This window comes from Haloarchaeobius salinus (assembly GCF_024464185.1).
In the GTDB taxonomy this organism is placed as follows: Archaea; Halobacteriota; Halobacteria; order Halobacteriales; family Natrialbaceae; genus Haloarchaeobius; species Haloarchaeobius salinus.
This window is the reverse complement of the sequence record NZ_JANHAU010000005.1, coordinates 216,449-230,412: the sequence shown is the minus strand read 5'-3', so window position 1 is coordinate 230,412 and position 13,964 is coordinate 216,449. Positions and strand designations below refer to the sequence as shown.

Here is a 13,964-nt window from a genome sequence, read left to right as displayed (position 1 = left end):
GTGGGACTCTACACGGCCGACCGAGTCGGTCAGACCCCCACCCACCATGCGCCCGAACGAACTGGAACCCTACCTCGGCTTCGCACTCGACTACCCCGTCGCCGGCGACGAGGTCCGCCGACGGCTGGGACTGGTCGAGGTGACCGCCCCCGGCGTCGACGCGACGACGACCATCGGCGACCTGCTGGCCCCCGCTGACGACGCGTCGTTCGACAGCGCGACGGCCCTGTACGAGCACCTCGTCTGCAACCTCGACGAGCGGCACGTCGGGCGGAAGTTCTACGACGACCGGGGTGGGCAGGCCGCCTCGACGGACGGACCCCGCGACGAACACAACGTCTCCTTCTGAGGTCGCCGGCACGACGCCGGCGGTCACCGGACGAACGACCGGAGCTGCTCCACGTCGAGCAGGCCGGAACCGACGCCGAGGGCGGCCCAGACGCCGGCACCGACGCCGACGACCCCGAGCAGCGTCGCGAGTCCGCCGACGAGCGGGAGTGCGAGCGTGACGACGACCCCCATCCCGACCGCGATGACACAGACGACCGCCGCACGTCGAGCGAGTCGCAGCGGGTGGAGCCCGAGCTCGGTGTGGATGACGTACACGTTCGTCCCCGTGTAGATGGTGTACGTGAAGACGGTCGCGACGGCCGCGCCGACCGCACCGTACACCGGGATGAGCAGGACGTTCAGGCCGGCGTTCGACACCGCCATCGCGCTCTTGACGGTCGCCCTGGCCCGGGCCCTCCCCATGTAGTCGAGCGCGTCGCTCGTGATCTTGTTGACGGCGTTGACGAGGATGAAGCCGCTGAACACCTGGACGACCGGCACCGCCGGCGCGTACGCCGCGCCGAAGACGTAGACGACGGTCGGCCGGGCGACGAGCACCAGCCCCACACACGCCGGCACGTAGCAGAGCATGACGTACGTGAGCGACTGCTCGTAGAGCCGGGCCGCACGCTCGCGGTCGCCCGCCCCGGACTGTTCACCCAGGACCGGCGAGAGCGCGAAGCCGAACGACGCCGCCGGCATCGACACGATGTCGGAGAGCTGCTTGGCGACGGTGTAGTAGCCGGCCGCCGCGAGGCTCGCCAGCGAGCCGACCAGCACGACGTCGACCTTCTTGTCGAGGACGTTCGCGCCACGCGTCGCCGTCAGCGGGACGGCGTACTCGACGAGCCGGCGGCTCAGACCGGGCTCCATCTCGCTCGCGGAATCGGTCGGGTTGTAGACGCGGCCGACGAGGAGGACGGCACCGACCGCCGCGGCGAGGGTGTAGCCCGCGACGTAGCCGAGGAACGCCCCGTAGGTACCCAGTCCGAGGACGACCAGCCCCACCGCGAACGTCACACGGGCGACGCCGTTGACCCCGGCGGTGAGCGCGCTGAGGTCGACCCGGTTCAACCCCTGGAACACGGCGTTGACGAACTTGAAGCCGGCCCGGACGGCGACGTAGAGCGTGCCCACGAGCAAGAACGGCGCGACGCTCGGTTGTCCGATCAGGTCGGCGAGGTGGCGGTGGAAGACGGCGAGCGCGAGGACCACGACGAGTGTCGTCAGACCGACGGCCTTCGCACCGGTCCGGAGGACGTGGGGGATCTGTCCCGACTCACCGTCCAGGTACTCGTTCACGTACCGGGCCGTCGACTTCGGCAGTCCCAGCGTCGCCACGATGGAGACGATCGACAGGGCGGCGAGCGCGACGTTCAGCAGGCCGTACTCCGCGGGTGTGAGCAGGACACGCGCGAGCACGACGACCAGCACGACGTTCGCGACCTTGTCGAGGACACTGGCCGCGAGCGAGGCGCTCGCACCCCGACGAATCGTCGCGATGGGGTCGTCCGACACGTCAGACACACCCGCCGGCGTCCGGCGCTCGCGCACCCCGGTTCCAGTCCGCACGGTCGTTCGGCTCCGGGCACGCGACCGTCGCTGTCCCCGTCTCGCCGTCCGCCGCACCGTCGCCGTAGAGGTAGTACAGTTCGAGGCCGCCGTTGCTCGACACCCGGTTCACGCCGGGGTCGGTCTCCAGCAGACGGTAGCCCGTCGCGTTGTACCGGAGGCCATCGAACAGGCCGACCTCGCGGCCGTAGGAGCTCTCCTCGACGGTGAAGTAGCGGTCCCTGTTGAACTCGTAGCCCAGGCCACGCTCGAACGTCGGCCCGGCGACTGCGTCCTCGTAGCCCGGGAATTCGAGCCGGTTCCGGGCCTGTTCCGTCCCGTACACCGCGTCGACGTAGCGCTGTGGACCGCCACGGATGCCGGTGAACTCGACCCCCTCCGCCCGCACGTCGAACGCGTGTTCGTAGCCCTCGTACTCCAGCTCGGCGACCTGCGAGTTCGACTGGTAGACGTACGGGGAGCCGAACAGGGCGGGCACCCCGAGTGGCACCAGCACGAGCAACAGGCACGCCACGAGCACCCGCGCCGGGACGGGGACACTGCCGCCGGCTCCGTCGTCGCCCACCCAGCGGACGAGCGCGACACCGCCGAGGAAGGTGACCGGGACCATCAGCAGTCCCTGGTAGCGGAAGTACATGTCACCGGGACCCCCGAGGAACATCAACAGGAACAGCCCCGAGAGCGGCACGAGCGCCAGCCCGAGGTAGCGGACGAACTGGGGACGGGCCGTCTCCGCTGCGGACAGCCGGCCGACGAACGCAAGCACGAGGACCGAGGCGGCGAGGATGGAGAGCACCACGTCGGGCAGGAACAGTTTCGCGAACAGCTCCGGGACGGAGCCGCCGACCGAAGTCAGCGAGGTCGACTTCTGTGTCACTACCTCCGAGCCCCCGCCCGAGCCGTAGACGATGTTGTACGCGATGGCGCTGGTGTTCCCACCGACGCGCTGGAAGCGCGGTGCCCAGACGAGGAATGCGAGGACGAAGATGGCAGTCTGGACGTACAGCGGTCGCTGCCCCGCGGCGGTGCTCTCCGGGAACAGCACCCGGGCGAGCAGCTGGATGCCAGCCACGGTCGCGAACACGACGAGCAGGTTCGCCGCCTGCTGGGGATGCACCAGGATCACGGACAGCGACGCGAGCCCGAGCAACACCCCAACCGCCGTCGCCGGGTTCCTGACGGGCCGCCAGCCGTCCTGTTCGAGGTAGACGAACAGCAGGAACAGAACGAAGGGGGCGTACAGCACCGCCTGGCTCGACGTGTGCGGGAGCATGTGCATGGCGATGACGTTGATGGGGACGAACAGGAGTCCGAGGAAGGCCCCGACGAGCAGTCCCTCGTCCCGTCCCGAGAGGAGACGGACGGAGAGCGAGACGAACAGGAGGAACAGCGTCGCGAAGACGAGAACCGCCCAGAGCATCGTCAGCCTGAGGGTGACACCGGTGACGCTTCCGAGGACCACCGTGAGCTCGTGGACTCCGGGGTAGAGGAGCCGGGTGGGCGAGAGCGAGCCGTCGGCCAGCTCGCGCGCCCAGCCGAGGTGGCTCAGCGAGTCGCCGGAGCCGTAGAAGTAGTACCCACGGAGCAGCGGTATCCCCGCCAGCGAGACCCCGCTGAGGACGACGAGCCCGGTCGCAGCGAGCCGACGGCTCCGTGAGACACCGGCAGTGAGGCCGGCGGCGGCCGCCGTCAGCAGGGCCGTCGCGACGCCGAGCCAGAAGACGGCGGGCGTCGCCCCGTAGATCGAGAGCTCGTAGCCGCGGGCGGGCGAGCCGTGGGCGACAGCGGCCCCGATGGCGAGTGCCAGGTAGCCGACCGCGAGGAGGACGGTCCGGATGGCTCGATGGCGCGTCATCGTGCCGTTCCAACCCCGGTCCTGCGGCCGTTCAATCCGCGTTTCTCCCGCAGACACCCCGGCCGAGACCGTCGCGTGTCACTCGGCGCGACGAAGCGTAGCATACTGTCCCGCCCGTCGGTGAGTCCGGACTTTGTTATGCGACCGATACGGCACAGACCGGCGGCGTCGTGACCGGTAACCGGGGCAGGTGTCGCCCTCGGACCGGCTCTCGACGGTCCGCTGGTTCGGCGACGGGACGGTCCGGCGAGTCCCGACCCACGATGGTACCAGCCGCCTACCCCCCGTCGGGTGGTCGGTAACAATCATCCCCCCTCGTGCAACTCGCGGACATGGTCGAACACGTCCCGTTCACCGAGATCGAGGTCACCGACGACATCGTCGACCGGACGGCGTCCGTCGTCCGGAGCGGCAGATACGTCGACGGACCACAGCTGGACGCCTTCGAGGCCGAGTTCGCCGACGCGTTCGACGTCGACCACGCGGTCGGCGTCAGCAGCGGCACGGCCGCGCTGTCGCTGTCACTGCGCGCCGCCGGTGTCGGCGAGGGTGACACCGTCCTGCTGCCGGCACACACCTTCTTCGCGACCGCGAGCGCGGCGATGAACCTCGACGCCGAGCCCGTGTTCGTCGACGTCGACCCGGAGACGTACGCCATCGACGTCGACGACCTGGAGGCGAAGGCCTCGTTCGCGTCCCGGCCGGCCGCCGTCGTCCCGGTCCACATCTACGGTCAGCCCGCGGACATGGACGGCGTCCGTCGGGTCGCCGACGAGTACGGACTCACCGTCATCGAGGACAGCTGTCAGGCCCACGCCGCACGGTACGACGGTGAGTACGCCGGCACCATCGGCGACCTCGGCTGCTTCAGCTTCTACCCGTCGAAGAACATGACCGTCGGCGGTGACGGTGGCATGATCGTCACGGACGACGCCGAGCTGGCGGACGCCGCACGCCGGCTGCGGAACCAGGGCCGGAACCCGGCCGGGGTCCACGTCGACCTCGGGCTGAACTACCGGCTCGACGAGTTCAAGGCCGCCTTCGGCCGGGAGCACCTCACGCACGTCGAGGACTGGGGCCGGATGCGCCGCGAGAACGCCGCGCTCTACGACGACCGGCTCGCCGAGGTTCCCGAGATCGAGACACCGACGGTGGCGGACGAACGCGAGCACGTTTACCATCTCTACGTCGTACAGGCCGACGAGCGTGACGCGCTCCGGTCGTTCCTCTCGGACCGCGGCGTCGAGACGGGAATCCACTACGAGCACGCCCTCCACCAGCATCCCGCCATCGTCGACGCCGCGAAAGAGACGCCCCGGCTCCCGGTCGTCGAACGGCTCGTCGACCGCATCGTCTCGCTGCCGATGCATCCCTGGCTCACCGAGTCGGAGGTCGAGCACGTCTGTACCGCCATCGAGGACTTCTACCGGGGTGAGCGGCCGTGAAGCTCGCCGTCGTCGGCACCGGCTACTGGGGATCGAACCACGTACGCATCGCCGGTGAGTTCGTGGACGAAGGGGTGGTCGACGACGCCATCGTCTGCGACGCGGACCCCGACCGGGCCGCGACCGTCGCGGCCGAGCACGGCCTCGACTACGTCACCGACCACCGGACGCTGGCCGACGAGGGCGTCGACGCCGCCATCGTCGCCACGCCGTCGCCGACCCACGAGCCCGTCGTGACAGACCTCCTCGCCGACGGCGTCCACGCGATGGTCGAGAAGCCCCTCGCGCTGTCGGTCGACGCCGCGAACCGCATCGTCCGCACGGCCGACGACCACGACCGCATCCTCGGTGTCGGCCACGTGTTCCGCCACCACCCGGCGCTGGACGCCGTCCGAGAGCTGGTCCGCGAGGGGGCACTCGGCACCGTCTCGCACCTCCGGACGGCCCGGCACGCGTGCCAACCGGCCCGGCCCGTCGGCGCGCTCCACTCGCTCGCCGTCCACGAGGTCGACATCTACCGGTACCTGCTGGAGCGCAACCCCGACACCGTCTACTGCAGGCTCGACCAGACCGTCGCCGCCGACACACACGACACCGTCACGCTCGTGCTCGACTTCGAGGACGTGACGGGCGTCGTCAGCGAGTCGTGGTCCATCCCGGTCGCCGGAAAGCGCCGCGAGCTCGTCGTCGTCGGGAGCGAGGCCGTCGCCGCGGTGGACTACCTCGAGGACACCGTCGTCGAGCTCTACGACGTTCCGCCGGCGAGCCAGCCGGCGGGGACGCGCCAGAGTCACATCGTCGAGAGCGAGGCACCCGCGGAGGTGATCGAGCTCGACGGCGGCGAGCCCCTCAAGACGGAGGACCGCGACTTCGTCGAGGCGGTCCGCGACGGGCGCGAGCCCGTGACGACCGGTGTCGACGGTACCTGGGCGGTGAAGCTCCTCGCCGACGCCGAACGGTCGGCCGAACGAAACGCCGTCGTCGACGTGCGGGGTGACGCGATGGTCGAACCCCGGCGCTCGGTGCGGTCGCGGAACTAGTCCGGCTGCTGTCTGGTGGGGGACGTCGCCGACTGCGGGACGGTCGGTTCAGTCCCGGTAGCCGATTATCTCGGCCGGGTTGCCGGCGACGATGGCGTTCGCGGGCACGTCCCTCACGACGACCGCACCGGCACCGACGAGCGCATTCTCGCCGACGCTGACGGGGAGGAGGGTCGCGTTCGTCCCGATGGCCGCGCCGTCCCCGACGATGGTCGACTCCCACTCCTCCGTGTCGCCGCTAGGCGGATAGCGGTCGTTGATGAACTTCGCGCCGTGACTCACGAACACGCCGTCGCCGACCTCCACGTTGGAGCAGACGAACGCGTGCGTCTGGAGCCGGCAGCGGTCACCGACGACGGCGTCGTCCTGTACCTCGACGAACGAGCCGACCATCGTCTCGTCACCGAGCTCGCAGCCGTAGAGGTTGACGTACCGCCAGATCCGGCAGTCGAGCCCGATGCGAGCGTCGACGATGCTCGAGTAGGGGGCGACGCTCGTACCGTCGCCGATCTGACTGTCTCGCACGTGACTACGTGGCTCGCGGGAAGCCTGCCGGGACATGCCCCGACATCGGGAGCGGTGACTGCTAAGAATGCGGGCCCTACCGGCGTGGTCCACACCGTACCTGCCCGGTTACTTTGCCAGCACGGGTCTCGATTCGAGCTGTTATGGAAGCCATCGTGCTCGCGGCGGGTCGGGGGAGCCGGCTCGAACCGCTCACCGACGATCGCCCGAAGGGACTCGTTGAGGTCGGCGGTCGCCCGCTGCTCGTCGACTGCCTCGACCAGCTGCTCTCCGTGGGCGTCGACCGGTTCGTCCTCGTCGTCGGCTACGAGGCCGGCCAGATTATCGATCACTTCGGCGAGGAGCACCGCGGGAGACCCATCACCTACGCACACCAGTCGGAGCGGGACGGCGTCGCCTCGGCGCTCCTCGCCGCCGAGGAGTGCGTCACGGACGACGAGTTCCTCGTGATGCTCGGGGACAACGTGTTCAGGGCGAACATCGGTGCCGTGGTCGGCGCACTCCGCACGGAGGGGACGGACGGCGCAGTGCTGGTCGAGGAGGTCGCCCCCTCCGCGGCGAGCCGCTACGGAGTCTGCCAGCTCGACGAACGCGGGCAGATCGACTCCATCGTGGAGAAGCCCGACGACCCGCCCTCGACGCTCGTCGCGACCGGGCTCTACGCCTTCACCGACGGTATCTTCGACGCCTGTCGCCGAATCGAGTCCTCCGACCGCGGCGAGTACGAGATCAGCGACGCCATCGACGAGTACGCGACGGAGCACGACGTCGAGGCGGTACCGCTCGATGGCTGGCGCGTCGACATCGGCTACCCACGGGACAGGAACGAGGCGAACCGCAGACTCGTCGGCGATTCGCCGATACCCCGCGAGCGGGCGGGGGCGTCGGAGTCCTTCGACTGAGCCCTGGGGAATCTACTCCTGCGACTACTCCGCGAGCACCGACCGGTACACCGACTCGATGCGTTCGGCCATCCGTTCCAGTCCGAGCTCCGTGACCGCGCGGCGCTCACCGCCCGGCTCACCCTCGCTCGGCAGTACTTCGACGAGCCCGGCGACCAGCTCCTCGTCGGACCGACAGACCCGGGAGCGGTCGGTGCCCGCGAGGCGTTCTGCCACGTCACCAACGTCGACCGACACGACCGGCGTGTCGCAGGCGAGTGCCTCCTTCACTGCGTTCGTCGACCCCTCGTGCCGCGAGGTCAGGATGAGCGCGTCGCTGGCGGCGTAGTACCTGACCATGTCGTGGTGGTCGACGCCACTGACGGTCGTGAGCTCCACGGGGTGGTCGAGAGACGTCGCAGCCTCGTCCACGACCCGACGAGCACGTGGGTAGTTCTTGACGGCCCGCTCCGTCGAGTACGGGAACAGCACGTAGTAGCGGTCCGACCGCCAGCCGAGGCGGTCGCGGGCCGCATCCTGGGACATGGGCCGGAACACGTCGAGGTCGACCCCGTGCGGGATGACGTGGGCGTCGACATCGAGCGAAGCGGCCATCCCGTCGCTCATGACGATGACGGCGTCCGCCCCGCAGGCGGCGGCCCGTGAGACCGCTCCGAAGCGCCCGAAGAGGTCGGTGCCCCACAGCGAGATGACGACCGGGAGCCGCGACTGTGCGAGCGCAGCGGGCGCGGTCAGTCCGTTGTTCGCGTGGACGATGTCGAACCCGTCGCGTGCCCGGCTGATCGCCCGCGGGACGAGTCTGGCGTACGAGAGCGGCGAGCGATGCTCGTCCGCGGCCGGTCGCTCCGGAACCGCGAGGGTCTCCAGCTCGATTCCCCGCTCCGCGAGTGCGCTGCACTGCTTCTGGAAGAACGTCGCCTCCTCGGTGGTCACGAGGTTGAGGACCTCGATAGTCATCGTCTCACGAACTCGTAGACGCGCTTTGCCACGGCCGTCGGTGCCCCGCTGGACTCGACGACGTGGTAGGGCACGAGATCGGCCCCGAACTTGCTCTTGTACCTCGCGAGGCGCTCCGTGTCGGCACCCATCAGGTCGTACCCCGTCAGCGAAGACCGTGGGGTCCCGGCCGCGACGTCCTCGACGATGCGCCAGTGCAGGAGTGCGTTGACGCTCGTCCCCTCGAAGTCGGCACGGGTGCCGCCCAGCCAGTACAGCGCGTCGTCGTTCGAGAAGAGCGCGATGATCCCGCTGAGGAGCTCCCCATCGGGGCCGCGCACGACGTACACCCGGGCCCGCTCGTCGAGCCAGGTCAAGAGGTCCTTCACGTACGGCCAGCTCAGGGTGAACGACCGACCCTGCTCCTCGTACCGTTCCTTCGTTTGCTCGAAGATGCGTCGCGCCGCCTCGACACCCTCGACTGAGACCGACACGTCGAGGTCGCGGCCGTCACGGACCGAGCGCCTGAAGCTCTTGCTGGCCGCGGCCAGCGCGTCGTCCGGCGTCCGGTCGGCCAGGTCGAGGCGGTACGTGAACGACATCGAGACGTCGTCGTCGTCCCAGATGTACGGCCGCGGGTCTCCGTAGGCTGGCGAGCAGACGAACCGGAAGAGGGTCCGTGAGTCGTCGAGCGCCAGTTCGTCGCGCACAGCGCGGACGAACTCCCTGTTCGTCCGCTCCTGTTTGCGTCGTTTCGGGCTGAGCGGGGTGACGAGCGGGCCGAGCTTGGGGACGTTCATCGAGGGTGGCGGTGAGGTGACGGCCCGGCCGACGGGGCGTTCGGTCACCATCACTGGGAAGAACCCGACGGGGTGCTGACCGTTGTAGCCGACGAACAGCCGCAGCTCGCCGTCGCCGTGGTCGTCGAGCACCCGGAGCGCCCCGGGCAGGTGGAACACCTCGAAGCCGCTATCAGGCAGTACCTCCCCCCACTCCGAGAGACCGACTCGTTCGATGTCCATGCTGGTGCCGGTGAATCGCGTGAACGGTCCATTGTTACCGTCCGGCTACCTCCCGTCTTGAGGGTCGTGCGTCCGAGGAGCCCGAGGGCCACTCGAGCTGTTCGTACAGCCTCCCGGGCGGGCCGACCCACGCCCCTCTCTCGAGCGCTTCCTCGACGAGTCTCCGGTAGAGCCTGGTGTGCCCCGGGAAGTCCGCCTCGGTGAAAAACCGCGGGTGCCAGAGCACGTTCATCACTGCATCGTTCGCGACTGCCTCGTCCAGCAGGTCGTCGAGTACCCCCCAGGCGCGGTCGAACTCGTCACCCGGGTCGGGGAGCGCGGTCTCCATCACCGTCAGCGGGAACACCACGAACTCGTCGTCGAACGGCCGGCGGATGCCGTACTCGCCGCCGAATCCGAACGTGGCGGACGACCCCGGGGTCGCGTCGTACCGCATCCCGACCGCCCGCTGGTGTCGCCAAGTCGCCGGCTCGTCGAGGTTCAGGTAGTGCTGACGCCCGCCCAGAACGGGTCTGTCGAGTATCGACTCGAGCCGCAGCTTCTCCCGTTCGAGCCGGTCCCTGTCCCGGTACGAGTGGTACGAACCCTGCAGACCGATCTCCCATTCGTCCATCGCCAGAGAGCGGATCAGTGCGACGATATCCGGGTCGTCGAGGGAGTACCGGCCACAGAACAGTCGCCAGCTCTCGGGGTCGATCCACCGCCTGACGGGCAGGTCGGTCAGGGGGCGCTCCTGCATGAAGTAGAACGCCGAGCGAACGCCGAGGTCGTCCTCGAGGTCGCGCAGCGAGTCGAACGTCCAGAAGGGGTTCTCCCCGTACAGCAACTCGAGGAGCTGTGCCGGTTCCCGGTCCCTGAGGCCGTAGTACAGCGACTGGTAGGTCTTGTACGGACGGTCGACGTCGTGCGTGAGCAGCAGTGCGAACTCGTGGTCGTCCGGCACGGCGCTCATCGTCGCACCTCCAGTTCGAGCAGGTCGAGCATGTAGCCCGTCACGTCGACCTTGTCCGCGAGCAGTCGGTTCCGTGCCTCGCGCCAGCGCGCGGCCGCCGCATCGGGCTGTCTGGCCACGCCGTTCACGAGTTCCAGCAGCCGGTGGCCGTCGCCGGTCGACCGGACCAGCCCGTACTCCGACTCGAGCTCGACGAAGTTCTGCAGTGCGCCGGCACCGAACGTGTCGTAGCGCAGTGCGGGCGTCCCGAGCAGGCCCGCCTCGACGGCCGTCGTGTTCGAATCACCGACGTAGCAGTCGGCGAAGGCGAGCAGGTCGTGCAACCGCTCTGGGGGGACCGGCAAGGGCTCGGTCCCTGCTGGGGCCTCGCCGTCGGCCTCGACCGACGCGTAGACCGGGCCGAGCTCGGAGAGCGCGTCGACGACCCGTGCCCGCACGTCCGTGGGCAGGGAGTCGTTCCCGTAGTCGTGGTGGGCGTCTCCCGCGACCAGGCGGATGACCGAGTACCGGTCGTCGACCGCGACACCGTCCTCGCGGAGCGCCTCCGGGTCCGGGTCGAACCGGGACGGGTGCAGGTACGCGAGCTCCTGGTAGCCCTGGTAGCGACGCTGGCCGGACCAGCGTTCCTCGAACGCCGCCGGCGTACAGACGACGTCGGCGAACGGGAGCGTCCAGCTCGCGAGCTTGTCTGCAGGTTCCGTGTCGTGGAACACGATGCTGGGCGTGTCCGTCAGCCGTGCCGCGTGGACCGCGGCCGGGTTGAGCCGACTCACGACGAGGTCGGGGTCGAAGCGCAGTACCTCACCGAGTACCCGCAGTTCCCGACCGAGCCACTCCCGGGCGAGTGCCAGCGGCGACCCGCCCTTCCGGGAGAGCGGACGGTGTTCGATTTCCGCCGCGTCGAGTAGCGCCGTGGTCACCTCCTTCTCGCGAGAGAGGACGCGGACGTCGTGGCCGTCGCGGTCCAGTTCCGCGATGGCGTGTTTGAACAGATGCACGTGGGCCGGATGGGTCACGTCGAAGAGCGCGCGCATCGGAGTTCACTCCAGGTAGCCGAGGTCGGCCAGCCGCCGCTCGACTTCGGCGCTGTCGCCCCCGCCCCCCACGTGGTCCTCGGGGAGTGGCTCCCGCGTCCGGACAGGTGTCTTCCCCGGCACCGACTCCGGGTCGAACACGTCGAGCACCCGCCCGTCCATGTCCTCCGGTACCGTCATCCCCATCGTGTGCAGCAGCGTCGGCGCGAGGTCGACGATCCGCGCATCCAGGTTCAACCCCTCGGTGCGGAACGACGGCCCGGAGAACAGGAACAGTCCCTCGGGCTCGTTGCCACCACGCCAGACGCCCTCGTCGGCGTACCACGGGCCCGCGCCGACCGCGTCGCTGGTGTGGACGTTCGGCCCCTGGTCGAGGATCAGGTCCGGCGCGTTCTCGGCGTAGGGGCCCTCGTAGTGCTCCTCGCCCCTGTGGACCGCCTCGACCAGTCGCTCGCCCGTCTCGGGGTGCGTGAGTCCCGAGAGCCGCTCGATGAGCTCGTCGCGGGTCGCCTCGTAGTCTGGGTCGTCCGCTGACAGCGTGAGGTAGATCGGACCCTGGTTGCTCGCGACGGCTCTCGTCTGCTCCCAGTTCACCGCGGAGAGGACACGCTCGCGCTTGACGCCCTCCTCCCAGGGGACGACCCGCTGGAGCGACTCCGGGACGACCTTGCTCAGGGTGCCGACCATCCCGAGCTTCTTCGCGACGGTCAGCGCCCGCTCGCGGGTCACCCCCGCCCGCCGGAACAGCTGGTCGACTGTCGTCCCGACCGAGAGGTAGCCCGCCTCGGCCAGCCAGCGGTTGATGTAGAACACCGTGTCGACCCGCTGGGTCCCGTGGTCGGACATCAAGAGGATGTCGTGGTCCTGTTCGGTGAACCGGGTCAGGTTCTCGTCGATGCGACGCCACGCCCGTTCGACCGGAGCGTCCCGCCAGAAGTAGTGCTGGAGTGCCATGGAGTAGAACACCGTGAGGTGCAGGAAGTCGGGGCGTTCCCGGTCGAGCAGTCGCTCGGCCGCCTCGAAGCGCATGTCGATGAGCTCGAGGATGGCGTCGATCTCGGCCTCGCCGGTGTCGGAGGGCGAGATCATCGGCGTCGGGTGGACCCGGTAGTCGAGCTCCTCGCCGAGGTACTGCTCCACGTCCGCTGGCGTGGCGAAGCCGCTCCGGAGCGACCGGTACTCCGACTCCGAGGCGTCCGGTCCGCCGGCGACCATGAACCCGTCGAGCTCCTTGGGCGGGTACGTCGATGGAACGTTGACGACACCCGCGCGCAGTCCCTCGTCCTCGACGTAGTCCCAGAGCTCCGCGCTCCGGAAGTCCGTCGCGTCGTGGAACACGTGGTCGCGTTCCTCGGTGTCGATCCGGTCGAACCGGAACACGTCCAGCTTGCCGGGGTTCTTCCCGGTCGCGTAGCACTTCCAGTTCGGAACGGTCAACGGCGGGAGACAGCTCCGCGAGGTGCCGCCGATGCCGTCGTCGATGAGTCGTTGCAGGTTGGGGAGCCGGCCCTCGTCGAGCCACTCCCGCAACATGGGCCAGTTCGCGCCGTCGAGTCCGATCACGATGGTAGTCATGGCAGTTGATGGAGTCCGTGTTTGACGATGTTCGTCGCGGTGTCTTTCGTGCGTTCGACCAGCAGTTCGACCACGTCGCCCGCCCACCGGTTGGGGTGTGACAGGACGCAGCCTCTGGAGACGCGATGGTCCCGGAACAGCGAGGCCAGTTCGTGGGTGGAGTCCGCCGAGACGCGCTTGTCGCCCTCGCCCATGGTGTGGTCCTTGATCTTCAGCGCGCCGTCGCGCCAGGTCCGGCCGGTGTCGGAGAAGTAGACCACGTCGTCGAAGTCCATCGAGAGGTACGCCTCCCCCAGCAGGTCGAACTCGGCGAAGCCGGCGTGCGCCCAGAGGTCGCGGTTGTCGTGCGGCGTCAGCGGGTTGCCGTGCATGCAGACCGTGTCGACCGAGACGAGGCTGCGCAGCATCGACAGGTTCCGGCCGAAGATGTCCCTCGCGAGCCGCGGGTCGCCGTCGGCACGGTCGACCGCCTCGTAGTGCAGGCCGACCTCGTGTCCGAGCGCCTCCAACCGCCGTATCAGGTCGGGCCGGAACACCTCGTCGGTGGTCCGCACGTAGTACGTCGACTGGATACCACGGTCCGCCTCCAGCTCCGCGAAGACGAGCGCGTTCGCCGGCTTGCGGTCGACGTCGTGGCGGTGGACGACGAAGGAGTCCGGCAGGCGGTCGCACTTCAGATACTCCCGCATCGTCAGGCTCTCATAGCCGCTGGCGTCGAGCGTATCCAGCAGCAGGCGGTACGCGTCGAACGTGAAGTCGGACGGCTGGTCGTGCAC

The 13,964-nt window shown here is 69.2% G+C and carries 13 protein-coding genes; 4 read left to right on the top strand and 9 right to left on the bottom strand.

What is annotated here, in order from left to right:
• Positions 1–46: 46 nt before the first annotated feature.
• Positions 47–349: a DUF5789 family protein gene (locus tag NO345_RS16335; protein WP_256300983.1), complete on the top strand. Its 303-nt coding sequence runs from the start codon at positions 47–49 to the stop codon at positions 347–349.
• Positions 350–372: 23 nt separating this feature from the next.
• Here NO345_RS16335 and NO345_RS16330 read toward each other — a convergent pair whose 3' ends face one another.
• Positions 373–1,848 (bottom strand): flippase, encoded by a 1,476-nt coding sequence (locus tag NO345_RS16330; RefSeq protein WP_438266777.1) that lies wholly within the window; start codon positions 1,846–1,848, stop codon positions 373–375.
• Position 1,849: 1 nt separating this feature from the next.
• A complete protein-coding gene (locus NO345_RS16325) occupies positions 1,850–3,757 on the bottom strand; it encodes a hypothetical protein (protein ID WP_256300979.1) in 1,908 nt (635 codons plus the stop codon).
• A 332-nt stretch (positions 3,758–4,089) separates the two neighbouring features.
• On the opposite strand from NO345_RS16325, the gene NO345_RS16320 reads away from it, so the two are divergent.
• Positions 4,090–5,202: a DegT/DnrJ/EryC1/StrS family aminotransferase gene (locus NO345_RS16320; RefSeq protein WP_256300977.1), complete on the top strand. Its 1,113-nt coding sequence runs from the start codon at positions 4,090–4,092 to the stop codon at positions 5,200–5,202.
• Positions 5,199–6,242: a Gfo/Idh/MocA family protein gene (locus NO345_RS19880; RefSeq protein WP_256300975.1), complete on the top strand. Its 1,044-nt coding sequence runs from the start codon at positions 5,199–5,201 to the stop codon at positions 6,240–6,242. The genes NO345_RS16320 and NO345_RS19880 overlap by 4 nt, the downstream gene beginning before the upstream one ends.
• 48 nt (positions 6,243–6,290) lie before the next feature.
• Here the strand turns inward: NO345_RS19880 and NO345_RS16310 are convergent, their stop codons facing one another.
• Positions 6,291–6,767 (bottom strand): acyltransferase, encoded by a 477-nt coding sequence (locus tag NO345_RS16310; RefSeq protein WP_256300973.1) that lies wholly within the window; start codon positions 6,765–6,767, stop codon positions 6,291–6,293.
• A 143-nt stretch (positions 6,768–6,910) separates the two neighbouring features.
• Here NO345_RS16310 and NO345_RS16305 point away from each other — a divergent pair, with 143 nt between their 5' ends.
• On the top strand, positions 6,911–7,669 hold the full coding sequence (locus tag NO345_RS16305) for a sugar phosphate nucleotidyltransferase (RefSeq protein WP_256300971.1): 759 nt from the start codon (positions 6,911–6,913) through the stop codon (positions 7,667–7,669).
• A gap of 24 nt (positions 7,670–7,693) precedes the next feature.
• Here the strand turns inward: NO345_RS16305 and NO345_RS16300 are convergent, their stop codons facing one another.
• From NO345_RS16300 to NO345_RS16275, 6 genes are read right to left on the bottom strand one after another with little or no spacing between them, the layout of a single operon-like run.
• Complete coding sequence (locus NO345_RS16300) at positions 7,694–8,626, bottom strand: glycosyltransferase family 4 protein (RefSeq protein ID WP_256300969.1); 933 nt, start codon at positions 8,624–8,626, stop codon at positions 7,694–7,696.
• The gene (locus tag NO345_RS16295) at positions 8,623–9,627 is read right to left on the bottom strand and encodes a GNAT family N-acetyltransferase (RefSeq protein WP_256300967.1); all 1,005 of its coding nucleotides are present in this window, start codon (positions 9,625–9,627) and stop codon (positions 8,623–8,625) included. Before NO345_RS16295 ends, NO345_RS16300 begins: the two co-directional genes overlap by 4 nt.
• A 34-nt stretch (positions 9,628–9,661) precedes the next feature.
• Positions 9,662–10,579: a polysaccharide deacetylase family protein gene (locus NO345_RS16290; protein WP_256300965.1), complete on the bottom strand. Its 918-nt coding sequence runs from the start codon at positions 10,577–10,579 to the stop codon at positions 9,662–9,664.
• Positions 10,576–11,613 carry a DUF354 domain-containing protein gene (locus NO345_RS16285; protein ID WP_256300963.1) on the bottom strand — a complete coding sequence of 346 codons (1,038 nt, stop codon included), beginning with the start codon at positions 11,611–11,613 and terminating at the stop codon, positions 10,576–10,578. The genes NO345_RS16290 and NO345_RS16285 overlap by 4 nt, the downstream gene beginning before the upstream one ends.
• Before the next feature lie 6 nt (positions 11,614–11,619).
• Positions 11,620–13,188 (bottom strand): alkaline phosphatase family protein, encoded by a 1,569-nt coding sequence (locus NO345_RS16280; protein WP_256300961.1) that lies wholly within the window; start codon positions 13,186–13,188, stop codon positions 11,620–11,622.
• Entirely contained in the window at positions 13,185–13,964 is a 780-nt protein-coding gene (locus NO345_RS16275) for a polysaccharide deacetylase family protein (protein WP_256300959.1), read from the bottom strand. Before NO345_RS16275 ends, NO345_RS16280 begins: the two co-directional genes overlap by 4 nt.